This window comes from Marinobacterium maritimum, assembly GCF_039523155.1.
Taxonomy (GTDB): domain Bacteria; phylum Pseudomonadota; class Gammaproteobacteria; order Pseudomonadales; family Balneatricaceae; genus Marinobacterium; species Marinobacterium maritimum.
Genome location: NZ_BAAAET010000001.1, coordinates 136,452 through 159,514 on the forward strand (window position 1 = coordinate 136,452; position 23,063 = coordinate 159,514).

Below are 23,063 nucleotides of genomic sequence, written 5' to 3' on the forward strand. Positions count from 1 at the left end.
CAACAATGACGACCAACTGTGAATTTACGCTGGCCGAACTGATGATTGTGGCCGCTTCCGAAGCCTTCCGGGGCGATGGCGAAATCCTGGCCTCGGGCCTGGGCATCATTCCGCGTCTGGGGGCCAGCCTGGCCAAGATGACTCATGCGCCGGAACTGATGATGACCGACAGCGAATCCCTGCTGGTGGAAGAGCCGATCCCGGTGGGTCCGCGCGGCGACTATGTGCCCAAGTACTCCGGCTATATGTCGTTCGAGCGCGTGTTCGAATGCGTTTGGGGCGGCAAGCGCCACGCCATGATCGGCCCGACTCAGATCGACCGTTTCGGTCAGACCAACCTGTCCGTGGTCGGTGACTACGACAAGCCGAAGGTGGCGATGCTGGGTGTGCGCGGTCTGCCGGGCAACAGCATCAACCATATCAACTCCCTGTTCGTGCCCAGCCACAACACACGCGCCTTCGTAGAGGGTGAGGTGGATATGGTCTCCGGCGTTGGCTACAACCCGGCGCGCTGGAGCAAGAACATGCGCCAGGACCTGATGGAAATCCGCCATATCGTCACCAACCTCTGCGTGATGGATTTTGGCGGTCCGGACCACGCCATTCGTGTGCGTTCGCTGCATCCGGGCGTGACCTTTGAAGAAGTGCAGGCGAACACCGGCTTTGAACTGCTGAAGGCACCGGACATGGGCGAAACCGCACATCCGACCGCCGAGCAGCTGGCGATCATCGCCCAGCTGGACCCGCACAACCTCCGCGCTCGTCAGCTCAAGGATAACCCGCCGGGTATCCGCGGCGCGTCCAACGACCAGTAAACAGGAGCCTGTCATGACAGCAGCAGACCATCTGGCAAACAAGACTCAGCAGGAATTCGTGCAGCGCGAAGACAAGGCCGTCTACGAGACCGAGCAGCCGGTGTTGTACAGCGTGGAGAACGGTATTGCCACCGTCACCATGAACCGTCCCGGTTTCAACAATGCGCAGAACTCGCAGATGACCTACGCGCTGGACGCGGCTTTCCGTCAGGCCGTTGATGACGACAGCGTCAAGGTGATCGTGCTGCGCGGCGAGGGCAAGCACTTCTCCGCCGGTCATGACATCGGCACTCCGGGGCGCGATATCAACAAGGAGTTTGATCGCAGCACTCTCTGGTGGGATCACACCAACAAGCCCGGCGGAGAATACCTCTACGCCCGTGAGCAGGAAGTCTATCTGGGCATGTGTCGTCGCTGGCGCGATCTGCCCAAGCCGACCATCGCCATGGTCCAGGGCGCCTGTGTCGCCGGTGGCCTGATGCTGGCCTGGGTGTGCGACCTGATCATCGCCAGCGATGACGCCTTCTTCCAGGACCCGGTAGTGCGCATGGGCATTCCGGGGGTGGAGTACTTCGCGCATCCCTACGAGCTGAACCCGCGTATCGCCAAGGAGTTCCTGTTCCTGGGTGATCGCATGAGCGCCGAACGTGCCCGCGAGATGGGCATGGTGAACCGCGTCTTCAGCCGTGACGAACTGGCCGAAGCCACCTATGACATCGCTGCGAAAATCGCACGTCAGCCGCGTATGGGGCTGGCGTTGACCAAGCAGGTGATCAACCACGTGGAAGATCTGGCCGGTAAGCGCACCGGAATGGAAGCGGCCTTTGCCTGGCACCATTTCGCCCATGTGCATAACGAACAGATCTCCGGCGACCTGCTCGGTGGCTATGACGCCAAGGGCATGGTGAAAGCCAACAAGGCTGAGGCTGCTGCCTCTAATGCTGAGCAGTCCAACGGAGAGAAAGCATGAGTCCGCTGTTGCAGACCGAGCTGACCCGCCGTTTGGGCTGCCAGTATCCGATCATCCAGACCGCGATGGGCTGGGTGTCGGACGCCAATCTGGTGATCGCGACTACCAAAGGCGGCGGCTTCGGCTTTCTGGCCGGTGCCACCATCGAGGCGTCTCAGCTGGAAGGTGAGATAAAAAAGGTGATCGACGCCAACGGCGGCAGCAACTTCGGCCTCAACTTCCACATGTTCCAGGAAAACGCCATGCAGTGCGTGGAACTGGCGATCCAGTACCGCCTGAAAGCGGTCAGCTACGGCCGTGGTCCGGACAAGCAGACCATCGCGCGGCTGAAAGCGGCTGGTGTGCTCTGCATTCCCACCGTGGGCGCGGTGAAACACGCCATCAAGGCGGTGGAACTGGGGGCGGACATGATCACCATCCAGGGTAGTGAAGGCGGTGGCCATACCGGCGGTGTTCCTACCACCATCCTGCTGCCGCAGGTGCTCGATGCCGTAGACGTGCCGGTGATTGCGGCGGGTGGTTATTCCACCGGTCGTGGTCTGGCCTCGGCACTGGCGGCCGGTGCCGCCGGGATCGCCATGGGTACGCGCTTCATGATGACGTCCGACTCGCCGACGCCTCAGCAGACGCTGGCGCGCTATCTGGCGGTGCAGGACCCGCAGAAGATCCGCGTCACCCTGGCGGTGGACGGCATGCGCCACCGCATGGTCGAAAACGCCTTTATCCACAAGCTGGAAGGGGCCAGCCCGATCCGCAAGCTGTGGATTGCGCTGAGCAGCGCGCGCCAGTGGAAGCGCGAAACCGGCATGACTTTCGGCCACATGCTGAAAACATTCTTCAAGGCTGTGAAAGAGGACCCGGCGCAGATGTCGCAGGTGGTGATGTCCGCCAACCAGCCGGTCCTGCTGCAGCGTTCCATGGTTCAGGGCTTCCCTGACGAGGGCATTCTGCCCAGCGGCCAGGTGGCCGCCGCCATCAATGAATTGATTAGCGCACCGGAGTTGATCGCGTCGATCGCCGGTGAAGCTGAAACCTGCCTGGAGGCGCTCTGTGCCCGCGCCAACGGTCAGGCTCTGGAGGAGGCTTCCTGATATGAGTACTGCTTTTACGACCCAAATTGAAAATGGTATCGCCGAACTGGTGATCGCCAAGCCGCCGGTGAATGCACTGGACAGCCGCGAGTGGTTCGAACTGGCCGAAGGCATCGAGTCGCTGGGCCGCAACCCCGAGGTGCGTGTGGTGCTGATTCGTGCCGAAGGCCGCGGTTTCTGCGCGGGCGTCGACATCAAGGAACTGGATCAGCACCCCGAGCGCATCGTCGCCGTCAACGGCGGCAACTACGCCACCTTCAAGGCGGTGCATCGCTGTGAAGTGCCGGTAATCGTGGCCGTACATGGCTTTGTGCTGGGTGGTGGCATCGGTATTACCGGCGCAGCCGACATCGTCTTCGCATCCGAGTGCGCAACCTTTGCGCTGCCGGAAGTGGACCGCGGTGCCATGGGCGGCGGTGCTCACCTGCAACGCCTCTTCCCGGTGCAGAAAGTGCGTCAGATGTTCTTCACCGGTGAAACCGTCACCGCGCAGGAAGCCGACCGCTACAACTTCATCGAAGCGATCGTGCCCAAGGAACAGCTGCGTGAAACCGCGCTGGCGACTGCCGCCAAGATCGCGGCCAAGAGCCCGGCCATGATCCGTATTGCCAAAGAGGCGTTGAACGGTATCGAGGACGGCAATCTGGAAGACAAGTATCGCTGGGAGCAGGGCTTCACGCTGCAGGCCTACACCAGCCCGGACTCGGCCGAGACCCGCCGGGCCTTTGTCGAAAAACGTGACGCCAGTTTCTGAGGTTCGCCATGGATCTGAATTATACCCCCCGCCAGCAGGCTTTCCGTGCGGAAGTCAGAGCCTGGCTCAAGGACAATCTGCCGGCCGAAAAGCTGGCCAGTTATGACACCCGCGAAGGGTTCGAGCAGCACCGTGAATGGGAGCGCAAGCTGTTTGATGCGCGCCTGTCGATGGTGATGTGGCCGGAAGAGTTGGGTGGCCGTGGCTGCGACCTGACCGAATGGCTGATCTTCGAAGAGGAGTACTACGGTGCCGACGCGCCCATGCGCGTGAACCAGAACGGCCAGCTGCTGTTGGGCCCGACGCTGATGGAGTTCGGTACCGAGGAACAGAAGAAGCGCTTTCTGCCGCGTATGGCGGCCAGCGACGACATGTGGGCTCAGGCCTGGTCCGAACCCAATGCCGGTTCCGATATGGCGGCGATCTCCTCCAAGGCGATCAGCGACGGTGACCACTACGTCATCAATGGCCAGAAAACCTGGTCTACCCGCGCCATCTACGCCGACTGGGCCTTTGGTCTGTTCCGCTCCGATGCCGATTCCAAGCGTCACCACGGCCTGTCATTCCTGATGGTGCCGCTGGATGCCGAGGGCGTGACCATCCGCCCGATCAAGGCGCTGAACGGCAAGGATGCCTTTGCCGAAATCTTCTTCGACAACGTGCGCGTGCCGGTGGAAAACCGCATTGGCGAAGAGGGCAGTGGCTGGCATGTGGCCATGGCCACCGCCGGTTTCGAGCGCGGCCTGCTGCTGCGATCACCGGCCCGTTTCCAACAGCCGGTGCGCAAGCTGGTCGAGCTTTACAAGGCCAACCGGGAAGCCGCCGACCGAGATCCGAGCATCCGCGATGCCGTGATGGAGGTCTGGGCCGGTGCCGAATCCTACGCGCTGTCCGCTTACCAGTCCGTGGGTCGCCTGGCCCGTGGCGAGAAGATCGGTGCCGAGTCCAGCATCAACAAGATCATCTGGTCCGAGCTGGATCTGAAAATCCATGAAACGGCAATGCGCATTCTGGGTGCCCGGGGTGAACTGCTCTCCAGCGCGCCGCAGAACCAGGATGATCACGGCTGGCTGGAGGGCTTCCTCTTTGCCCAGGCCGGTCCGATCTATGCCGGTGCCAACGAGATTCAACGCAACATTATCGCCGAGCGCATGCTCGGTCTGCCGAAAGCCTGAGGTGCGCCATGGACTTCACTTTTACTGACGACGAACGCGCCTTTCAGGATGCAATCAGCCGCTTCCTGATGACCGAAGCGGCTCCGGAAGCGCTGCGCGAAATCTGGGAAACCGATGCGGGCCGTTCGCCGGACCTGCGCAACAAGATGGCAGAGCAGGGCCTGACCGCGCTGTCGATTCCGGAAGAAGCCGGCGGCCTGGGGATGGGCGATGTGGTCTGGTCCCTGATGACTCAGGAGCTGGGTTACTACGGCATTCCTGACTCTCTGGCGGATACCGCCTATGTCAGTGCCGGTCTGATTGCGGCCCTGCCTGAGATCGTTGCGGACCGCAACGGCTGGCTGGAGCAGATTGCCGAGGGCAGCATCCGCATTGCTGTCGGCCATCCGATCAACCCGCTGGTGGCCGATGCACACCTGGCTGACTTCAGCCTGCTCAATCATGAGGGCGAGATCCATGCGGTGCCGCGTTCGCTGATCGATGTGGAACACAACGCCAGCATCGACTCTTCCCGTCGCCTGTGCCGGGTGATGTGGGAGCCGAGCAGCGCGACCCGCATCGTCGATGCTGAAACCGGTGCGCCGATCTGGGAAGAAGCGCTGAACCGTGGTGCGCTCTCGGTGGCCGGTCAGTTGCTGGGTCTGGCGCAGCGCATGCTGGACCTGTCGGTGGACTATGTGGCCCAACGCAAGCAGTTCGGCAAGCCGATCGGCAGCTTCCAGGCGGTCAAGCATCACCTGGCCGACGTGGCGAGCAAGATCGAATTCGCCAAGCCGGTGCTCTATCGCGCGGGCTATTCACTGCAGCACGGCGATGCCGATGCCGCTCTGCACATTTCTCAGGCTCATATCGCCTGTGCAGAAGCAGCCCACTTGGCGGCACGCCACGGCATTCAGGTTCACGGTGCCATGGGGTACACCTGGGAAGTGGATCTGCAGATGTTCATGAAACGCACCTGGGCACTGGAATCCTCCTGGGGTGACCGTGCCTTCCACAAGGCGCGCATTAGCGCCGCCATCTTTGCTGACGACGCGCCCCTGGGCCCGGGTCAGACATTCGGGAGGTCATGATGGCTGAAGCCTATATTGTCGATGCCCTGCGCACGCCCACCGGGCGCCGCAAGGGAGGGTTGTCTCATGTTCACGCCATCGATCTGGGTGCGCATGTGCTCAAGGCGCTGGTGGAACGTAACGACGTTCCGGCCGATGCGTATGACGACGTTATCTTCGGCTGTGTCGATACCATCGGCTCTCAGGCCGGTGATATCGCCCGTACCAGCTGGCTGGCCGCGGGCCTGCCGCTGAACGTGGCGGGCACCACGGTGGATCGCCAGTGCGGTTCGTCACAGCAGGCGCTGCACTTCGCGGCTCAGGCCGTGATGAGCGGCACTCAGGACGTGATCGCCGTGGGCGGCGTCCAGACCATGACTCAGATCCCGATCTCGGCCGCCATGCTGGCCGGTCAGTCCTACGGCTTCACCACGCCCTTTGCCGAGAGCAAGGGCTGGCAGGCGCGTTTCGGTGATGCGCCGGTGAACCAGTTCTATGCCGCTCAGCGCATCGCCGACCACTGGGGCATCAGCCGCGCCGACATGGAGACCTTTGCGCTGGAAAGTCATCGCCGCGCATTGCATGCCATTGAAGCGGGTTATTTCGACCGTGAAATCGTGCCGCTGGAAGGCGTGACCCGTGACGAAACCCCGCGTCAGACCACACTGGAAAAAATGGCTGAGCTGGAACCGGTAGACCCGACCTATCCGTCGATCACCGCGGCGGTATCCAGCCAGACCTGTGATGCCTCCGCTGCGCTGCTGGTGGTGTCGGAAGATGCGCTCAAGCGTTACAACCTGACGCCGCGCGCCCGCATCCATCACATCAGTGTCTGCGGTGACGATCCCATCTGGCACCTGCGTGCGCCCATTCCGGCCACGGAAGCCGCGCTGAAGAAAGCCGGCATGACCCTGGATCAGATCGATCTGGTCGAGATCAATGAAGCCTTCGCCTCCGTGGTGATGTCCTGGTTGCAGGAAACCGGTTACAGCCATGACAAGACCAACGTCAACGGCGGCGCCATCGCGCTGGGTCATCCGCTGGGTGCCAGCGGTGCGCGTCTGATGACCGGTTTGCTGCATGAACTGGAGCGTCGGGGCGGTCGTTACGGTCTGCAGACCATGTGCGAAGGCGGCGGCCAGGCCAATGTGACCATTATCGAACGCTTAGGTTGATAGCCAACATCCTTTTCTAGCTATCCGTACTTGAATTGACTGACCCGCTGCGGCGGGTCCAGGGGAGAGTTATGTCTATTCTTCAGGGCCGAGTGGCCATCATTACCGGTGCCGGCGGTGGTTTGGGTGCCGCGCATGCCCGGGTTTTTGCGGCGGAAGGCTGCGCCGTTGTTGTCAACGACATCAATGAAGCCGCGGCTCAGGCCGTGGTGGACGAGATCACGGCGGCCGGCGGCAAGGCGATTGTGAACACCTCTGATATCACCAACTACGAAGACAGCGCCAATGCCGTCAAACAGGCCATCGAGAGCTTCGGTGATCTGAATATCGTGCTGAACAACGCCGGTGTGAACCGCGACCGTATGTTCGCGTCCATGACCGAACAGGAGTGGGACACCATCATGGCGGTGCACCTGAAAGGGCACTTCTGCATCTCTTCCCATGCCGTGCACTACTGGCGTGACCAGGCCAAGGCGGGCAAGCCGGTAGCCGCACGCATCATCAATACCACCTCCGGTGCCGGCCTGCAGGGCTCCATCGGTCAGTCCAACTACGCCGCTGCCAAGGGCGGTATCGCCGCGCTGACGCTGAACCAGGCCGCCGAGCTGGCCCGTTACGGCATCACCGCCAACGCGGTCGCGCCGGCGGCGCGTACCGGCATGACGACCGCTGTGGAAGCCATGGCTACCCGTATGGCCAAGCCGGAAGATGGCAGTTTCGACTACTGGGCACCTGAAAACGTCTCTTCGTTGCTGGCCTGGCTGGCCTCCGAGGAAGCGGGCGATGTCACCGGCAAGGTGTTCGAGTCCGAAGGCGGTCGCATCTGTATCTGTGACGGCTGGCGCACCACTGAAGGCGTGGATAAGGGCGATCGTTGGGAGCCGTCCGAGCTGGGAGAAGTGGTCCACAAACTGATTAAAGACGCCGTTCCGGCACAGAAAGTCTGGGGCAGCTGAGGAGAACGCACATGAGCACTATTCCGAAATACGTTGAAGGTCACGGTCTGCTCAAGGGCAAGTCCGTGCTGATTACCGCTGCTGCTGGGGCGGGCATCGGCTTTTCGGCCGCCAAGCGTGCCGCCGAAGAAGGTTGCCGTGCGCTGATGATCTCCGACATCCATCCGCGTCGTCTGGAAGAGGCGGTTGCCGCATTGAAACAGGAGACCGGTCTGAACGAAATCTACGGTCAGCTGTGTAACGTCACCGTGGAAGAGGAAGTCCAGGCGCTGGTTGCCGAGGCGGAAGCCAAACTGGGTGGCGTCGATGTGCTGATCAACAACGCCGGTCTCGGTGGTCAGAAAACCGTGGTCGAGATGAGCGATGACGAGTGGCACCGGGTGCTGGATATCACCCTGACCGGCACCTTCCGGATGACCCGTGCCATGCTGCCGCACATGCAGGCACGCGGCGCTGGTGCCATCGTCAACAACGCCTCGGTACTGGGCTGGCGTGCGCAGAAGGAACAGGCGCATTACGCCGCGGCCAAGGCCGGGGTGATGGCGCTGACCCGCTGCAGTGCACTGGAAGCCGCCGAGCATGGCGTGCGCATCAATGCGGTGTCACCGTCGATCGCGCTGCATGACTTCCTCAAGAAAGCCTCCAGCGAAGAGCTGCTGGCGCAGCTGGCCAGCCGCGAGGCCTTCGGTCGTGCGGCCGAGGTCTGGGAAGTGGCCAACGTGATGATGTTCCTGGCCAGCGATTACTCGTCCTACATGACCGGTGAAGTGCTCTCGGTCAGCTCTCAGCACGCCTAAGGAGATAGAGGATGGCAAACCAGACATTCAGCAGCGCCGAGGCTCTGCTGGCCGCCGAAGGGATGGATCTGGGCTGCAGCGAGTGGCTGGAGATCACCCAGGAGCGGATCAACCTCTTCGCCGAGGCGACCGGTGACCACCAGTGGATCCATGTCGATCCGGTGAAAGCCGCCGAAGGTCCCTTCGGCAAATGCATCGCCCACGGCTATCTGACTCTGTCGCTGGTGAACCTGTTTCTGCCGCAGTTGATGGCCGTGGAAAACCTGCAGATGGGTGTCAACTACGGCTGCGACAAGGTGCGTTTCCCGGCGGCGGTGCCGGTGGGCAGCCGCATCCGTGGCCGCGGTGAAGTGATCGCCGTGGAAGCGATCAAACAGGCGGTGCAGGCCTGCGTGCGCGTGACCGTCGAGATCGAAGGCAGTGACCGCCCCGGTTGCGTCATCGACACCATCAGCCGCTACACCTTCAATCCGGCTCAGTAAGGAGAATCGAGATGAGCGAAGCAGTCATTGTATCTACGGCGCGTACCGCGCTGACCAAGTCGTTCCGCGGCTCCTTCAATGATACCGAAGCGCCGGTACTGGGCGGCCATGTGGTCCGTGCTGTTGTTGAGCGCGCCGGTATCGAACCGGAAGCGGTGGAAGACGTGATCATGGGCGCGGCGGTGCAGCAGGGCACCCAGGCCTACAACATCGGCCGTCTGTGCGCGTACACCGGCGGTCTGCCGGATACGGTGCCGGGGATGGCGCTGGACCGCATGTGTGCCTCCGGCCTGATGACCATCGGGGTGGCGGCCAAGAGCATTATGGCCGGTGAAATGAACGTGGCCATCGCCGGTGGTGTCGAGTCGCTGTCGCTGACCCAGACCAAGCACAAGAATACCTACCGTGCGCAGTCGGAAGCGGTGAAGGAAGTGGTGCCCAGCGCCTACATTCCGATGATCGAAACCGCCGAGATCGTGGCCGAGCGTTATGGCATCAGCCGTGAGGAACAGGATCGTTATGCCCTGCAGAGCCAGCAGCGCACCGCTGCCGCACAGGAAGCGGGTCTGTTCGATGACGAGATCGTACCGCTGACGGCTCAGCAGCTGGTGTTCGATGCCGATCGCAAGCCGGCCGGTCATAAGGAAGTGGTGGCGGATCGTGACGAGTGCAACCGTCCGCAAACGACCTACGAAAGCCTGGCCGGACTGGCGCCGGTGTGGAAGGACGGTCAGTGGATCGCGGAAGGCAAGCATGTCACCGCCGGTAACGCGTCCCAGTTCTCCGACGGCGCCTCCGCTGCCTTGCTGATGAGCCGTGAGGAAGCGGACCGTCGCGGCATCGCGCCGCTGGGCATCTACAAGGGCATCGCCGTGGCCGGCTGCAAGCCGGAAGAGATGGGTATCGGCCCGGTCTATGCCATTCCCAAGCTGCTGGAGCGCTTCAACCTTAAAGTGGACGATGTGGGTTTGTGGGAGATCAACGAAGCTTTTGCCAGTCAGGTGCTGTACTGCCGCGACACTCTGGGCATCCCCAATGATCGCCTGAACGTGAATGGTGGAGCCATCTCCATCGGCCATCCGTTCGGCATGTCCGGTGCGCGCATGGTGGGTCATGCCCTGATCGAAGGCCGTCGCCGTGGCGTCAAGTATGTCGTCATCGCCATGTGCATCGGTGGAGGCATGGGCGCAGCGGGTCTGTTCGAAGTCTGCCCCTGATCGACAGCAAAGGCGTCCTGCGGGGCGCCTTGTCTTGAGAAACGCTCTAATACAAGGACAAGAAAATGAGCCAGAAACTGTTTGAACTTGAAGGCCTGGTGGCACTGGTGACCGGTGCCGGCCAGGGAATGGGGCTGGGTGTTGCTCGCGCGCTGGCGACTCAGGGTGCCAAGGTCGTGATCAATGACTATTACGCCGAGCGTGCCGAGAACGCCGTGGCTCAGCTGCGTGAAGAAGGCTTTGACGTCTGCGCTGCGCCGGGTGATATCACCGATGCCGAGGTACGTGAAAGCATCGTGGCCACCGCCGAACGCGAGTACGGGCCGGTCAGCATTCTGGTCAATAACGCCGGTGTCCCGCCGGGCATGCCGGATTCATTGCGTCACTTCAAGGATCTGGCCGACGAGGATTTCGAGCGTCAACTGGACCTCAACCTGCGCGCCATTCTGGGTCTGACCCGTCGTGTCGTTGATGGCATGGTGGAGCAGGGCTTTGGTCGCATCATCATTATCAGTTCCGAATCCTGGCGTCAGGGCTTGCAGTTTGGCCTGACCAACTATGCAGCTGCCAAGTCGGCTGCGCTGGGTTTCATGCGTCATCTGGCCCATGAGGTTGGACGCAAGGGCATCACGGCCAATGCGGTATCGCTGGGCACGATGAACAACTTCGGTGACTATGCCGAGTATGCCAAGGCGACTGCCGTGGGCCGTACCGGAACACCGGAAGACGTGGGTGCTGCGGTGGCCTATCTGGCATCCCGTGAAGCCTCCTGGATGTCGGGTCAGGTGCTGCCGCTCAACGGTGGTTCCATCACCTCCTGAGGTAAGAGTGTCATGCGTCGTACCCGCGAAGAAGCTGAAGCTACGCGCCTGGCCATCATGGAAAAGGGCCTTGAGCTGTTTTCCGAGCAGGGCGTGGCGGCGACCCGGTTGAGTGATATTGCCCGGGAAGCCGGCTTCACCCGCGGGGCGATCTACTGGCACTTCAAGAACAAATGGGATCTGTTCGAGGCGATCAGCGAACACTATTCCCGGCCATTCAAGGCGCTCAGTGATGCCTGCCTGTCCGATCAGGAACAGGACCCGCTGGGCAAGCTGCGTCAGCTGCTGGTGACGCTGCTCAGCCGGATCGAGCATGACGCCAGCTTCCGGCGGATGATGCTGATGTTTATCCGCGAGAGTTCGGGTGTCGGTGAACGCGAGGTCTCCGATCCCGTGGCCCGCTTCATGGACTACCAGCACCAGCGCCGACTCAGCGTGATCCGTAACGGCATCCGCCGTGGCCAGTTGCCGGTCAGTGTTGATCCTGAAGCCGCATCCTGGTTGATCAAGGCGATGGTCGACGGCTTCGTTTCCAGCTGGCTGCAGCGGACCAGCTATTTTTCGATTTCAAGTAATGCAGACGTGTTTGTGGATACGGTGATCGCCAGTCTGAGTGCGTTACAGCCTGTTCCGGACTCTGTCGATGATGAGGTATGTGAAGTATGAGTCGTGAATCGATGGAATTTGATGTGGTCATCGTGGGGGCCGGCCCTGCCGGTCTGTCCGCGGCCTGCCGGCTGATGCAGCTGGCGCAGTCCAACGAGCAGGAACTGACCGTCTGTGTGGTGGAGAAGGGCTCCGAAGTGGGCGCCCACATCCTCTCCGGTGCAGTGATGGAAACCCGTGCGCTGGATGAGCTGTTCCCTAACTGGAAAGAGCTGGAGGCACCACTGAATACGGCTGTGACCGAAGACCGCGTGGTAATGCTCAAGGATGCTGAGCGCGTCACCGTGCTGCCCAATGCCCTGGTGCCCAAGCCGATGCACAACGACGGCAACTATATCGTCAGCCTGGGGAATGTCTGCCGCTGGCTGGGTGAGCAGGCCGAAGCCCTGGGCGTGGAAGTCTTCCCTGGCTTTGCCGCAGCCGAAGTGCTGTTCAACGCCGATGGCAGCGTCAAGGGTATCGCCACCGGTGATATGGGCGTTACTGCCGCCGGCGAGCAGGGCCCCAACTACATGCCCGGCATGGAGCTGCACGCCAAATACACCCTGTTTACCGAAGGCTGCCGCGGTCATCTGGGCAAGCAGCTGATCAGTCATTTCAAGCTGGATCAGGACGCCGATCCGCAGCACTACGGCATCGGTATCAAGGAGCTTTGGGATATCGACCCGGCCAAGCACCAGCCCGGCCTGGTGGTGCATGGCTCCGGCTGGCCGCTGAGTGAAGCGGGTGCCAGTGGTGGCTTCTTCCTCTACCACACAGATGACTGCCAGGTGGTGGTGGGACTGATCACCGACCTGAACTACGCCAACCCATGGCTGAGCCCGTTCGACGAGTTCCAGCGCATGAAGCATCACCCGGAGATCAGCCAGGTGCTGGCGGGTGGCAAGCGCGTCTCCTACGGTGCCCGCGCCATCGCCAAGGGCGGCTTCAATGCACTGCCGAAGATGACCATGCCCGGTGCGCTGCTGATCGGCTGCGATGCCGGCACGCTGAACTTCAGCAAGATCAAGGGCACCCATACGGCGATGAAATCCGGCATGCTGGCGGCGGAAGCGGTGGCCGAAGCACTGCTGGCCGGTGATGAGGGAGGGCGTGATCTGTCCGCTTTCACCGATGCGTTCAAGGCGTCCTGGCTGTACGACGAGCTCTACCGCTCGCGCAACTTCGGCCCGGCGATGCACAAGCTGGGTACCTGGCTGGGCGGCGCGTTCAACTATGTGGATCAGAACTGGTTCGGCGGCAAGATCCCGGTCACGCTGCATGACACCGAACATGATTACACCCAGCTGAAGCCGGCGGATCAGTCCGTGAAAATTGACTACCCGAAACCGGATGGCGTGCTGTCGTTCGACAAGCCCTCGTCGGTGTTCCTGTCCAACACCAACCACGAAGAGGACCAGCCCTGTCATCTGCAGCTGAAGGATGCCGGCATCCCGATCGCTCAGAACCTGCCCAGGTTCGCCGAACCGGCGCAGCGCTTCTGTCCGGCGGGCGTCTATGAAGTGGTGGAGGGTGAAAACGGACCCCAGTTCCAGATCAACGGCCAGAACTGCGTCCATTGCAAGACCTGCGACATCAAGGACCCGGCGCAGAATATCACCTGGGTGGTGCCGGAAGGCGCGGGTGGACCGAACTACCCCAACATGTAATGCGAGATAAAGGGGGGGCGAGTTGTCGCCCCTTTCTGTCTAGATCAGTGTCTTCAAGTCTCGCAGCAGGCTGCGCAACCCTTCCTCGATAACTGGATGGTAATAGGGCATCGCCAACAGCTGGTCGACGGACAGATGTTGCTCCATCGACCAGGCCAGCAGGTGGGCCAAGTGCTCGGCATCCGGTCCCAGAATCTCGGCACCGAGCAGGCGGCCGCTGTCTTTCTCAGCCCAGATTTTCATCAGCCCCCGGTCTTTGGCCAGCACCTTGGCGCGTGCCTGCTCGTTGAAGTTGAAGCTGGCCACGGCAAAGTGGTTCGCATACTGCTGCTCGACCTGTGAGGGGCGCAGGCCGACAGTAGCGATCTGCGGATCGGAGAACACCACCGCCAGCGGCGTGGTGCGATGTCCGGGCTCCACATCCGGCAGGCGGGCGGCGTTGCGTCCGGCAATGGCGCCTTCGTCAGAGGCTTCGTGCAGCAGCGGCAGGTGATTATTGGCATCGCCGGCGATGAAAATATGCGGCAGCGAGCATTGCAGGGTCGTTGGATCGAACAGGGGGATGCCATGCTCATCGAGTTTCAGGGCGGTGTTGCCCAGTCCCAGGTTGTCCACATTGGGGCGTCGACCGGTGGCGGCCAGCAGGTAATCGAATGTCTCGGTGCAAGGCGTACCATCAGTGTCGAGAAAGTCGACTTCGACACCCGGGCCCACCTGACGAATGGCCGATACCGAGGCGTCGGCATCAAGCGGGAATTCGCCGTTGAAGCATTGATGAGCCGCCTGGCGAATCTCGCCATCCTCAATCGGGCCGATAGCCCCGCCGACGCCTAACATGCGAATACGTACACCCAGGCGGCTTAGCGCCTGGCCCAGCTCCAGACCAATGACCCCGGGCCCGAAGACGACAACGGACTCGGGCAGCTCTTCCCACTCAAAAAGGTCATCATTGATCAGCAGGCGGTCGCCGGCGGCATGAAGAAAGCCGGGGATGCTGGGGCGTGAGCCGGTGGCGATGACGATGCGCTCCGCCTGCAGCCGCTCGCCGGTCTCCGTTTGCAGCTCGTGATCAGACACAAAATGGACGCGGCTGCTGATCCGATCTTCCGCCGGAATGCCTTCCATTCCCTTGAGTACCTTGCCGACGAAACGGTCGCGCAGGCTGCGCACCCGGTTCATGACCGCTTTGCCATCCACGTGGATCTGAGGGATGTCGAGGCCGAAGGTGGCGCCGTGACGGGCGTGCCAGGCGATATCGGCCGCGGCGATGAGCAGTTTGCTCGGCATGCAGCCGACTCGAGCGCAGGTTGTGCCCAGTGGACCAGAGTCGATCAGTACAACGGAGTCCGAATGCTGCCGGGCCTGTCGGTAAGCGGTCAGGCCTGCTGAACCTGCACCGATGATGGCCACCTTTACATGTCGCATGAAACCTCTCCTTGTTCAGAAAGGGGGAATCTGGAAGAGATCCCGCGAAGAGTCGTTGTTTACAAAATAATACGCCTATCTATATATGTATTATCTGTTTTAGGTTCTGCTTATGTTTGGCGATAAAGGCCCCCCAAAATTTTTATTCAGGGATACGCTCAGTATGAATTTTCTGGAGCATCGTTCCACGTGTTTTGAGTAGACGCTTTTTTAAACGGTTGATTTACTGCGGTATGCCCTGATTCAGCCATGAAACGCCCCCCTGTTACATTAGTGAAACTCAAGTCCAGGCTCACGAAAAAACTGCCGCTTCCAGACTTTTTTCTTTCTTTTTTAAGTTTGTTAAGTGTCTGTTAAACAAGGATAATTCTGTTTTTTAATCGCGGATCCAAAGCGCGGCTTAAAACTGTCACCCCCGCTTTACATCGCCTTGCATCTATGGCTTTGACTACCTATAGTGTCGCCTAGTGGGAAAAAGTGGATAAAAGTGGGTTAATTTGGGGGTTGCGGTGGGCGTCATGTTCCGCGGAGTCAATCCGATCAATCTGGATGCCAAAGGCCGCATGGCCCTGCCGGCTCGCTATCGCGAGTCGGTGCACGGTCATTGTGAAGGCCGGATGGTGGTCACGATTGATACCGAAGACCAGTGCCTGCTGCTTTATCCACAGCCCGAATGGGATGAAATCCAGGCAAAGATCGATGCGCTGCCCAGTTTCAACAAGGCGGTGCGACGGATTCAGCGGTTGCTGACCGGACATGCCACGGACCTGGAGCTGGACGCGAACGGACGCATGTTATTGCCGGCGCCTCTGCGTGACTACGCCGAGCTGGACAAGAAGATCATTCTGCTTGGCCAGGGGAATAAATTCGAGATCTGGAGTGAGGCGCTCTGGAACAGTACGCGCGACGAGTACCTGCAAGTGGATGGCGAGGACGAGATCCCGCCGGAACTGCAGAGTCTGTCGCTCTAACGGACATAACGACGGAACAACATGAGTCAGACATTCAGTCATATTACCGTACTGCTTAACGAGGCGGTTAAGGAACTGGTCCAGGATCCCGACGGTTTTTATATCGACGGAACCTTCGGGCGCGGCGGTCACAGTGCGCTGGTGCTCGAGCAGCTGTCGGAGCAGGGGCACCTGATGGCGATCGACAAGGATCCGGAAGCGATCCGTCACGCCCACGAACGCTTTGCCGGCGAATCGCGTTTCAGTATTGAGCACGGTTCCTTCGCTCAATTGCAGTCATTTGTCGAGCAGCGCGGTCTGGTGGGTAAGGTCAGTGGCGTGCTGCTGGACCTTGGCGTCAGCTCACCTCAGCTGGATGATCCCGAGCGTGGCTTCAGTTTCCTCAACGACGGTCCGCTGGACATGCGCATGGATACCACCTCCGGTGAAAGTGCCGCCGACTGGATCAATCGCGCCTCCGAAACCGAAATCGCCGATGTGATTTATCAGTACGGCGAAGAGCGCTTTTCCCGCCGGATGGCGCGGGCGATCGTGGCTGAGCGTGAAGAGGAACCGATCACCACGACCGCGCGCCTGGCCAAGATTATCTCCGAAGCCAACCCCCGCTGGGAAAAGGGCAAGCACCCGGCTACCCGTGCCTTCCAGGGGATTCGCATCCATATCAACCGTGAATTGGCAGATGTTGAAGCTTGTCTGGACCAGGCGCTGGAAGTGCTGGCGCCCGGCGGTCGGCTGGTGGTGATCAGCTTCCATTCGCTGGAAGACCGTATCGTCAAGCGCTTCATCCGTCGCCATGTGAAAGGTGACGAGCATCTGCCGCCGGGCGTGCCGGTGACCGATGAGATGCTGAAGCGGCGACTGAAATCCGCCGGCAAGGCAGTGAAGGCGGGTAAGGATGAGCTGAACAACAACCCGCGCGCACGCAGTGCCGTTATGCGAGCGGCGATCAAGCTGGCATGAAACTGCCCCGGTTCAAGGTCAAGCGTCCCGACGTCGGCAGTTGGGCGCAGGCACTGAAGGCAAAGTTGCCTCAGGTCAGACCGGCGAGAAAGGACACGATGCAACCGAGCAGGATGCTGAGTGGTAGTGAGGTGTTCGTACCTGCTGCGACCAGTTTGTTGCTTACCCTGATGGTGATGGGAAGCGCCATGGCGGTGATCTTCTCGGCATATGAGTACCGCCGGCTGTTCAACCAGCACCAGGTTCTGGTGCAGCAGTGGGATGATCTGCAGGTGGAGTGGGGGCAGTACCTGCTGGAGCAGAGTGTCTGGTCCGCACATCACCGGGTCGAGGCAGTGGCCGCGGACAAAATGAACATGGTAGTGCCTGCAACCGAAGCGATCGAGATCGTGCGCAATGAGCAGCGATAAAGCGAGTGACATTCAGAATCAAGCAGCGCGGGGCTGGCGAATCTGGCTGGTCGTGGTGCTGCTCGCCCTGATTGTGGCTGCAATCACTTCAAAACTCTTCTCGCTCTATACCAATGATCAGGACTTTCTGCGCAGTCAGGGGGATGCCCGCTCACTGCGCACCATGCTGATCCCGGCCCACCGAGGTGTTATCAGCGATCGCAACGGTGAGCCGTTGGCGGTCAGTGCACCGGTGGCAACCGTCTGGGCCGATCCGCTCAAGGCTGACCTGCAGCATGCCGGTCTGACTCGCCTGGCTCAATTGCTGGGCAAGCGCCCGCATGAGCTCAAGGCAGAGTTGTCCGCCAATCGTGAGCGCCGCTTTCTCTATCTCAAGCGCCAGGTTACACCGGAGCTGGCTGAAAAGGTCGAGTCGCTTGGCGTGACCGGCATTCACGTTGATCGCGAGTACAAGCGCTATTACCCGTCCGGCGAAGTCAGTACTCACCTGGTTGGCTTTACCAATGTGGATGGAGAAGGTCAGGAGGGACTGGAGCTGGCCTACAACCACAGCTTGCGCGGCGAGCCCGGGCGCAAGCTGGTACTCAAGGATCGGGTGGGTCGCACCATCAAGCATATTCGCTCATTGCAGGATGCCGATCCCGGTGAGGATCTGCAGCTGAGTATCGACCTGCGTGTGCAGTACATGGCCTATCGCGAGATGAAAGCGGCGGTCGAGGTACACAAGGCAGACTCCGGTTCGGCTGTTGTGCTGGATGCCCACACCGGTGAAGTGCTGGCGCTGGTCAATCAGCCCTCCTACAACCCTAACGACCGCTCCGAACTGAAAACGTCAGCGCTGCGCAATCGGGCGCTGACCGACCTGTTCGAGCCCGGTTCCACCATCAAGCCGTTTACCGTGGCGGCGGCGATGATGAGCGGCAAGTACACCCGTGACAGCATTGTCGATACCTCTCCGGGCTACATTCGCGTGTCTGGCGCGACGATCAAGGATCACCGTGATTACGGTGAGTTGAGTCTGACTGGCATCATCACCAAATCCAGCAACGTTGGTGTGACCAAGCTGACGCTGGATATGGGGCCGGATACTGTCCGCAATCTGTTGTCCAATGTAGGGCTGGGCAAGGACACCGGTACCGGGTTTCCGGGTGAACGCACGGGCGTGCTGCCCTACCTGAATGAGCGTCAGCGGGTCGAGCGGGCCACCATGTCCTACGGTTATGGCCTGTCCACGACTTTGCTTCAGCTGGCGCAGTCCTATGTGCCGTTGGCGGCGGACGGCGTTTTCCGTCCGGCCACCCTGTTGAAACAGACTCAGCCAAGCGCGGGAATGCGGGTTATGCCGCCAGGGGTCGCACCCCAGGTGCTGGAAATGATGGAGACGGTAATCGGGCCGGCCGGTACCGGGCGGCGCGCCGCTGTTGAAGGCTACCGAGTCGGCGGCAAGACCGGCACCGTGCACAAGGCCAGCGGCGGTGGCTATGCCGAAGATAAATATGTCTCCGTATTCACCGGAGTGGTGCCGATCAGTAATCCGCGCTTTGTGATTGCCGTGATGGTAGACAACCCCAAGGGGCAGGAATATTACGGGGGCCTGGTGGCCGCGCCGATCTTTTCAAGGATCGCGGGCGGGGCATTAAGGCTGCTAAATGTGCCGCCGGATAAGTGGCCTGAACCCGCGTCTTCACAGGTGGCGATGCAATGAGTCTTTATACCCAGTCCCTGCTGACCCTGTTGCCGCAAGCGTCCTCGACGCTCGCGGCTTTGCCGATTGAAACGCCGGTGATGGTGTCCGGTCTGACGCTGGACAGTCGAAAGGTCAAGCCGGGTGATCTGTTCTTTGCCCGCAACGGTGTGTCCTGCCGTGGCGCGGACTTTATCGCCGATGCCCAGCAGCAGGGGGCGGTTGCGGTCGTTGTTGAACGTGATGAGCTGAGCGCGGCAGAGCGGGCGCAAGTCAGGGTGCCACTGCTCGAGGTGACCGATCTGGACGCCGTGGTGGGTGAAGTGGCCAGCCGTTTTTACGGTAACCCCAGCCATCATCTTAAGGTCATCGGCATTACCGGCACCAATGGCAAGACCTCCTGCAGCAACTATCTGGCTCAGGCGCTGGAACAGCTGGGGCAGCGTGCCGCCGTAATCGGTACCCTGGGCAACGGTTTTCTCGATGACCTCCAGTCTGCGACCCATACCACGCCGGATGCGATCGCATTGCAGGCGCTGCTGGCCGAATTGAAGCAGGCGGGAGCCGATTATGTGGTGATGGAGGTGTCCAGCCACGCACTGGATCAGCAGCGGGTTGCCGGTTTGCGTTTTGCCGCGGCCGGGTTTACCAACCTGACCCGTGATCATCTGGACTACCACGGTGACATGGCGGCCTATGGGGATGCCAAGGCGAAGCTGTTCATCGATCATGCGCCTGCGCTGCAGGCGATCAATGTCGACGATGTGTTTGGCCGTACTTTGTGGCAGCGCCTGAAGCCTGCCAAGGCAAAAGTCCTCAGTTTCGCCGTGAGTGAGCCGGGTGCTGATCTGGGCGTTGATGGGCTGAGTTTCGCCCCGGAAGGTGCTGCATTCACCCTGGTTGGTGATCAGGAACGTGCCGAGGTGAAAACCTCGCTGATGGGCAGCTTCAACGTCAGCAATCTGCTGCTCTGTGCCAGCCTGCTGCAGTTGCTGGACTATCCGTTGGCGCGGATTGCAGAGGTGCTGGGCAGAGTAAAACCGGTCGCAGGTCGCATGCAGGCGCTGCCGGCAGTGGCACATGCCCCGGCCGTTGTCGTCGATTTTGCCCATACACCCGATGCGCTGGCGCAGGCGCTGCAGGCGCTTCGCCTGCATCGCCCGGCGCAGGGGCAGCTGATCTGCGTGTTTGGCTGTGGTGGTGATCGCGACGCTGGCAAGCGTCCGGAGATGGGGCGCATTGCTGCCGAGCTGGCGGATCAGCTGGTGATCACCAGCGATAACCCCCGTTCCGAGTCACCGCAGGCAATTATCAAGGAGATCCTGGCGGGTGTGCTGCCTGATGCGGCGGCCCATGTGGAAGTAGAGCGGGAAGCGGCGATTCGATGGGCGATCAATCACGCGAATGCTGAAGACCTGGTGCTGATTGCCGGCAAGGGGCATGAGGCCTACCAGGAGATCAAGGGAGTCAAGGAGCCTTTTGATGACTGTCAAAAGGCTTGGCATGTATTGCAGGAAGGAGCTGATGTATGATGCGCGCCTTCGAGCTGAATGAGCTCCAGCAGGTGCTGGGTGCGCAGCAGCTGGGTGAAAATTGCTCGTTGCAACGGGTCGTGACCGACAGTCGTATTCTGGCGCCGGGCGATCTTTTCGTTGCACTGAAAGGCCCGAGTTTTGACGGGCACGATTTTGTCGGTGCTGCCGAGTTGAAGGGGGCTGCGGCGGTCGTGGTGGACCATAAGGTCGACACCCGGCTGCCCCAGTTGGTTGTCACCGACACCTTAAAGGCGCTGGGGCAGCTGGGCGGTTACAACCGCTCGCTGTTCCGCGCACCGGTTTTTGCGGTCACCGGCAGTGGCGGCAAAACCACGGTCAAGGAAATGCTGGCCGGTCTGCTGGCCACTCGGGGGGAGGTGCTGGCCACCGAGGGCAATCTCAATAACGAGATTGGTGCACCACTGACCCTGTTGCGTCTGGCGCCGGAGCACCGCTCGGCGGTGATCGAGCTGGGTGCCAGTGCCCAGGGCGAAATTGCGCGCACGGTCGCGTTCACGCGACCGGATGTGGCCGTGTTGAACAATGCCATGGGTGCGCATCTGGAAGGTTTTGGCGGTCTCGAGGGCGTTGTCCGGGCCAAGGGCGAGATTTTTGGCGGACTGCGTGAGGGCGGTGTCGGGGTCGTGAACCTGGATTCACCCCACGCATCAGCCTGGATTGAACGCCTGCACCGACTCAAGCGCCGGGTGTTCACCTTCGGCGTTGAAAACGGGGCGGCGGATATCAGTGCCAGCCGGCTGCAGATGAATGTCGATGGCAGCTGGCGCTTTGTGCTGGATGACGGTACCGACCAGCTGCCGGTCAATCTGCAGATTCTCGGTCGGCACAATGTGGCCAACGCCACGGCGGCGGCCGCCGCCTGGGTAGCTGCTGGTCAGCCATTACCGCAGATCGCCGGTGTGCTGGACCGGTTCACGCCCGTGGCCGGTCGTTTGAGCCCGCACCGCCTGAGCAGCGGGGCACTGGTGATTGACGACAGTTACAACGCCAATGCCGATGCGATCAAGGCGGCCACTGACCTGCTGGCGCAGCTGCCGGGTCAGCGGATTCTGGTGCTGGGTGACATGGCCGAACTGGGTGAGGACTCCCCGCGTTTGCATGCCGAGGTTGGCCGTTATGCGGCTGAGCGTGGCATCGAGCGCCTGCTGGTGACCGGGCCGAAAATGCAGGCAGCAGCGGATGCGTTCGCTTCACTCCGGGTGGGCGCAGAACACTTTACGGAACAAGCGACATTGATTGAACGATTGAAAACACTGCTGGCACCCGAAACCACGATTCTGGTCAAGGGATCGCGCAGCGCGCAGATGGACAGGGTGGTTACAGCCCTGCTTGAAGGGGAACACTGACACCATGCTTTTGCTACTCGCCGATTACCTGTCCCAGTTCTATTCCGGCTTCGGGGTGTTCCGCTACATCACCCTGCGCGGCATCATGGGTATTCTGACCGCGTTGGGGATTTCGCTGTTTCTGGGGCCCTGGTTGATCCGTCAGCTGAAGTCCAAGCAGATTGGTCAGGCGGTGCGTGATGACGGTCCCCAGTCGCACCTGAGCAAAGCCGGTACGCCCACTATGGGTGGTGCCCTGATCCTGCTGTCGATCGCCATCAGTACGCTGCTGTGGAGTGATCTGAGCAGTCGCTACGTCTGGGTAACGCTGATCGTAACCCTGATCTTTGGCGCCGTGGGCTGGGTCGATGACTGGCGCAAGGTGGTCGAAAAGAACCCGCGAGGCCTGCCGGCACGCTGGAAGTATTTCTGGCAGTCGATCGGCGGCATCGGAGCGGCAGTCGTGCTCTATATGACGGCGCAATCGCCGGTAGAAACCCAGCTGATCCTGCCGTTCTTCAAGGACGTGGCGATCGACCTGGGAATCTTCTTCATCGTATTCACCTACTTTGTCATTGTGGGCAGTTCCAACGCTGTCAACCTGACGGATGGTCTCGATGGTCTGGCGATCATGCCGACGGTCATGGTGGCGGCCGCGCTGGCGGTATTTGCCTACCTGAGCGGCCATGCCCAGTTTGCCAATTACCTGCATATTCCCTACGTAGCCGGTTCCGGTGAGCTGATCATCTTCTGCGGCGCCATCGTCGGTGCCGGGCTCGGTTTCCTCTGGTTCAACACCTATCCGGCCCAGGTATTCATGGGTGATGTGGGTGCCCTGTCGCTGGGCGCTGCACTGGGTGTTGTCGCCGTGATCGTACGCCAGGAACTGGTGTTGGTGATCATGGGCGGCGTGTTCGTGATGGAAACCGTGTCGGTGATCCTGCAGGTGGCATCGTTCAAGCTGACCGGTCGCCGCATCTTCCGTATGGCGCCGATTCACCACCATTTCGAGCTCAAGGGCTGGCCGGAACCACGCGTGATCGTACGTTTCTGGATCATCACCGTGGTACTGGTGCTGATCGGTCTGGCATCGTTGAAAATCCGCTAACGGGAGA

22 protein-coding genes are annotated in these 23,063 nt (G+C 61.0%); 21 read left to right on the top strand and 1 reads right to left on the bottom strand.

The features are described 5' to 3' along the window. Nucleotides 1–5 precede the first annotated feature (5 nt). The 14 genes from ABD013_RS00615 to ABD013_RS00680 all read left to right on the top strand — a co-directional run bounded on the left by ABD013_RS00615 (nt 6) and on the right by ABD013_RS00680 (nt 13,617). The gene (locus ABD013_RS00615; protein WP_343800704.1) at nt 6–815 is read left to right on the top strand and encodes a CoA-transferase subunit beta; all 810 of its coding nucleotides are present in this window, start codon (nt 6–8) and stop codon (nt 813–815) included. A gap of 13 nt (nt 816–828) precedes the next feature. After that, nucleotides 829–1,785, top strand: coding sequence for an enoyl-CoA hydratase (locus tag ABD013_RS00620; RefSeq protein WP_343800707.1), 957 nt, complete (start codon nt 829–831; stop codon nt 1,783–1,785). Continuing rightward, nucleotides 1,782–2,876: an NAD(P)H-dependent flavin oxidoreductase gene (locus tag ABD013_RS00625; RefSeq protein ID WP_343800710.1), complete on the top strand. Its 1,095-nt coding sequence runs from the start codon at nt 1,782–1,784 to the stop codon at nt 2,874–2,876. The genes ABD013_RS00620 and ABD013_RS00625 overlap by 4 nt, the downstream gene beginning before the upstream one ends. A 1-nt stretch (nt 2,877) precedes the next feature. Continuing rightward, nucleotides 2,878–3,630, top strand: coding sequence for an enoyl-CoA hydratase family protein (locus ABD013_RS00630; RefSeq protein WP_343800713.1), 753 nt, complete (start codon nt 2,878–2,880; stop codon nt 3,628–3,630). An 8-nt stretch (nt 3,631–3,638) separates the two neighbouring features. Further along, a complete protein-coding gene (locus ABD013_RS00635; protein WP_343800716.1) occupies nt 3,639–4,805 on the top strand; it encodes an acyl-CoA dehydrogenase family protein in 1,167 nt (388 codons plus the stop codon). Nucleotides 4,806–4,813: 8 nt separating this feature from the next. After that, complete coding sequence (locus tag ABD013_RS00640) at nt 4,814–5,875, top strand: acyl-CoA dehydrogenase family protein (RefSeq protein ID WP_343800719.1); 1,062 nt, start codon at nt 4,814–4,816, stop codon at nt 5,873–5,875. Then, complete coding sequence (locus tag ABD013_RS00645; RefSeq protein ID WP_343800722.1) at nt 5,875–7,029, top strand: acetyl-CoA C-acetyltransferase; 1,155 nt, start codon at nt 5,875–5,877, stop codon at nt 7,027–7,029. The genes ABD013_RS00640 and ABD013_RS00645 overlap by 1 nt, the downstream gene beginning before the upstream one ends. A 71-nt stretch (nt 7,030–7,100) precedes the next feature. After that, on the top strand, nt 7,101–7,985 hold the full coding sequence (locus ABD013_RS00650) for an SDR family oxidoreductase (protein WP_343800725.1): 885 nt from the start codon (nt 7,101–7,103) through the stop codon (nt 7,983–7,985). An 11-nt stretch (nt 7,986–7,996) separates the two neighbouring features. After that, nucleotides 7,997–8,782: an SDR family oxidoreductase gene (locus ABD013_RS00655; protein ID WP_343800728.1), complete on the top strand. Its 786-nt coding sequence runs from the start codon at nt 7,997–7,999 to the stop codon at nt 8,780–8,782. An 11-nt stretch (nt 8,783–8,793) separates the two neighbouring features. Beyond that, entirely contained in the window at nt 8,794–9,264 is a 471-nt protein-coding gene (locus ABD013_RS00660) for a MaoC family dehydratase (RefSeq protein ID WP_343800731.1), read from the top strand. 11 nt (nt 9,265–9,275) lie between these two features. Further along, the gene (locus ABD013_RS00665; RefSeq protein ID WP_343800734.1) at nt 9,276–10,481 is read left to right on the top strand and encodes an acetyl-CoA C-acyltransferase; all 1,206 of its coding nucleotides are present in this window, start codon (nt 9,276–9,278) and stop codon (nt 10,479–10,481) included. Between the two features lie 65 nt (nt 10,482–10,546). Continuing rightward, entirely contained in the window at nt 10,547–11,302 is a 756-nt protein-coding gene (locus ABD013_RS00670; RefSeq protein ID WP_239041784.1) for an SDR family NAD(P)-dependent oxidoreductase, read from the top strand. A gap of 12 nt (nt 11,303–11,314) precedes the next feature. After that, the gene (locus tag ABD013_RS00675; RefSeq protein WP_343800737.1) at nt 11,315–11,968 is read left to right on the top strand and encodes a TetR family transcriptional regulator; all 654 of its coding nucleotides are present in this window, start codon (nt 11,315–11,317) and stop codon (nt 11,966–11,968) included. Next, the gene (locus tag ABD013_RS00680) at nt 11,965–13,617 is read left to right on the top strand and encodes an electron transfer flavoprotein-ubiquinone oxidoreductase (RefSeq protein WP_343800740.1); all 1,653 of its coding nucleotides are present in this window, start codon (nt 11,965–11,967) and stop codon (nt 13,615–13,617) included. The genes ABD013_RS00675 and ABD013_RS00680 overlap by 4 nt, the downstream gene beginning before the upstream one ends. A 39-nt stretch (nt 13,618–13,656) precedes the next feature. On the opposite strand, the gene ABD013_RS00685 is transcribed toward ABD013_RS00680, so the two are convergent. Then, the gene (locus ABD013_RS00685) at nt 13,657–15,042 is read right to left on the bottom strand and encodes a dihydrolipoyl dehydrogenase (RefSeq protein WP_343800743.1); all 1,386 of its coding nucleotides are present in this window, start codon (nt 15,040–15,042) and stop codon (nt 13,657–13,659) included. Nucleotides 15,043–15,560: 518 nt separating this feature from the next. Between ABD013_RS00685 and mraZ the strand changes: the two genes are divergently transcribed. From mraZ to mraY, 7 genes are all read left to right on the top strand, one after another. Beyond that, a complete protein-coding gene (gene mraZ, locus ABD013_RS00690; RefSeq protein WP_343800746.1) occupies nt 15,561–16,013 on the top strand; it encodes a division/cell wall cluster transcriptional repressor MraZ in 453 nt (150 codons plus the stop codon). 21 nt (nt 16,014–16,034) lie between these two features. Further along, the gene (rsmH, locus tag ABD013_RS00695; protein ID WP_343800751.1) at nt 16,035–16,973 is read left to right on the top strand and encodes a 16S rRNA (cytosine(1402)-N(4))-methyltransferase RsmH; all 939 of its coding nucleotides are present in this window, start codon (nt 16,035–16,037) and stop codon (nt 16,971–16,973) included. A 98-nt stretch (nt 16,974–17,071) separates the two neighbouring features. Next, entirely contained in the window at nt 17,072–17,383 is a 312-nt protein-coding gene (ftsL, locus tag ABD013_RS00700; protein ID WP_343800757.1) for a cell division protein FtsL, read from the top strand. Then, a complete protein-coding gene (locus ABD013_RS00705; RefSeq protein WP_343800759.1) occupies nt 17,370–19,088 on the top strand; it encodes a peptidoglycan D,D-transpeptidase FtsI family protein in 1,719 nt (572 codons plus the stop codon). Before ftsL ends, ABD013_RS00705 begins: the two co-directional genes overlap by 14 nt. Then, nucleotides 19,085–20,599 (top strand): UDP-N-acetylmuramoyl-L-alanyl-D-glutamate--2,6-diaminopimelate ligase, encoded by a 1,515-nt coding sequence (locus ABD013_RS00710; protein WP_343800761.1) that lies wholly within the window; start codon nt 19,085–19,087, stop codon nt 20,597–20,599. Before ABD013_RS00705 ends, ABD013_RS00710 begins: the two co-directional genes overlap by 4 nt. Continuing rightward, nucleotides 20,596–21,969: a UDP-N-acetylmuramoyl-tripeptide--D-alanyl-D-alanine ligase gene (locus ABD013_RS00715; RefSeq protein ID WP_343800764.1), complete on the top strand. Its 1,374-nt coding sequence runs from the start codon at nt 20,596–20,598 to the stop codon at nt 21,967–21,969. The genes ABD013_RS00710 and ABD013_RS00715 overlap by 4 nt, the downstream gene beginning before the upstream one ends. Before the next feature lie 4 nt (nt 21,970–21,973). After that, on the top strand, nt 21,974–23,056 hold the full coding sequence (mraY, locus tag ABD013_RS00720; RefSeq protein WP_343800767.1) for a phospho-N-acetylmuramoyl-pentapeptide-transferase: 1,083 nt from the start codon (nt 21,974–21,976) through the stop codon (nt 23,054–23,056). Nucleotides 23,057–23,063 lie beyond the last annotated feature (7 nt).

What these genes read in the sequence shown, in the direction of transcription:
- rsmH (WP_343800751.1), top strand. Translation starts at nt 16,035, where the DNA reads ATGAGTCAGACATTCAGTCATATTACCGTACTGCTTAACGAGGCGGTT.
- ABD013_RS00660 (WP_343800731.1), top strand. Translation starts at nt 8,794, where the DNA reads ATGGCAAACCAGACATTCAGCAGCGCCGAGGCTCTGCTGGCCGCCGAA.
- ABD013_RS00645 (WP_343800722.1), top strand. Translation starts at nt 5,875, where the DNA reads ATGGCTGAAGCCTATATTGTCGATGCCCTGCGCACGCCCACCGGGCGC.
- ABD013_RS00655 (WP_343800728.1), top strand. Translation starts at nt 7,997, where the DNA reads ATGAGCACTATTCCGAAATACGTTGAAGGTCACGGTCTGCTCAAGGGC.
- ABD013_RS00675 (WP_343800737.1), top strand. Translation starts at nt 11,315, where the DNA reads ATGCGTCGTACCCGCGAAGAAGCTGAAGCTACGCGCCTGGCCATCATG.
- ABD013_RS00640 (WP_343800719.1), top strand. Translation starts at nt 4,814, where the DNA reads ATGGACTTCACTTTTACTGACGACGAACGCGCCTTTCAGGATGCAATC.
- mraY (WP_343800767.1), top strand. Translation starts at nt 21,974, where the DNA reads ATGCTTTTGCTACTCGCCGATTACCTGTCCCAGTTCTATTCCGGCTTC.
- ftsL (WP_343800757.1), top strand. Translation starts at nt 17,072, where the DNA reads ATGCAACCGAGCAGGATGCTGAGTGGTAGTGAGGTGTTCGTACCTGCT.
- ABD013_RS00670 (WP_239041784.1), top strand. Translation starts at nt 10,547, where the DNA reads ATGAGCCAGAAACTGTTTGAACTTGAAGGCCTGGTGGCACTGGTGACC.
- ABD013_RS00680 (WP_343800740.1), top strand. Translation starts at nt 11,965, where the DNA reads ATGAGTCGTGAATCGATGGAATTTGATGTGGTCATCGTGGGGGCCGGC.
- ABD013_RS00715 (WP_343800764.1), top strand. Translation starts at nt 20,596, where the DNA reads ATGATGCGCGCCTTCGAGCTGAATGAGCTCCAGCAGGTGCTGGGTGCG.
- ABD013_RS00630 (WP_343800713.1), top strand. Translation starts at nt 2,878, where the DNA reads ATGAGTACTGCTTTTACGACCCAAATTGAAAATGGTATCGCCGAACTG.
- ABD013_RS00685 (WP_343800743.1), bottom strand. Translation starts at nt 15,042, where the DNA reads ATGCGACATGTAAAGGTGGCCATCATCGGTGCAGGTTCAGCAGGCCTG.
- ABD013_RS00625 (WP_343800710.1), top strand. Translation starts at nt 1,782, where the DNA reads ATGAGTCCGCTGTTGCAGACCGAGCTGACCCGCCGTTTGGGCTGCCAG.
- ABD013_RS00615 (WP_343800704.1), top strand. Translation starts at nt 6, where the DNA reads ATGACGACCAACTGTGAATTTACGCTGGCCGAACTGATGATTGTGGCC.
- ABD013_RS00705 (WP_343800759.1), top strand. Translation starts at nt 17,370, where the DNA reads ATGAGCAGCGATAAAGCGAGTGACATTCAGAATCAAGCAGCGCGGGGC.
- ABD013_RS00620 (WP_343800707.1), top strand. Translation starts at nt 829, where the DNA reads ATGACAGCAGCAGACCATCTGGCAAACAAGACTCAGCAGGAATTCGTG.
- mraZ (WP_343800746.1), top strand. Translation starts at nt 15,561, where the DNA reads ATGTTCCGCGGAGTCAATCCGATCAATCTGGATGCCAAAGGCCGCATG.
- ABD013_RS00665 (WP_343800734.1), top strand. Translation starts at nt 9,276, where the DNA reads ATGAGCGAAGCAGTCATTGTATCTACGGCGCGTACCGCGCTGACCAAG.
- ABD013_RS00635 (WP_343800716.1), top strand. Translation starts at nt 3,639, where the DNA reads ATGGATCTGAATTATACCCCCCGCCAGCAGGCTTTCCGTGCGGAAGTC.
- ABD013_RS00710 (WP_343800761.1), top strand. Translation starts at nt 19,085, where the DNA reads ATGAGTCTTTATACCCAGTCCCTGCTGACCCTGTTGCCGCAAGCGTCC.
- ABD013_RS00650 (WP_343800725.1), top strand. Translation starts at nt 7,101, where the DNA reads ATGTCTATTCTTCAGGGCCGAGTGGCCATCATTACCGGTGCCGGCGGT.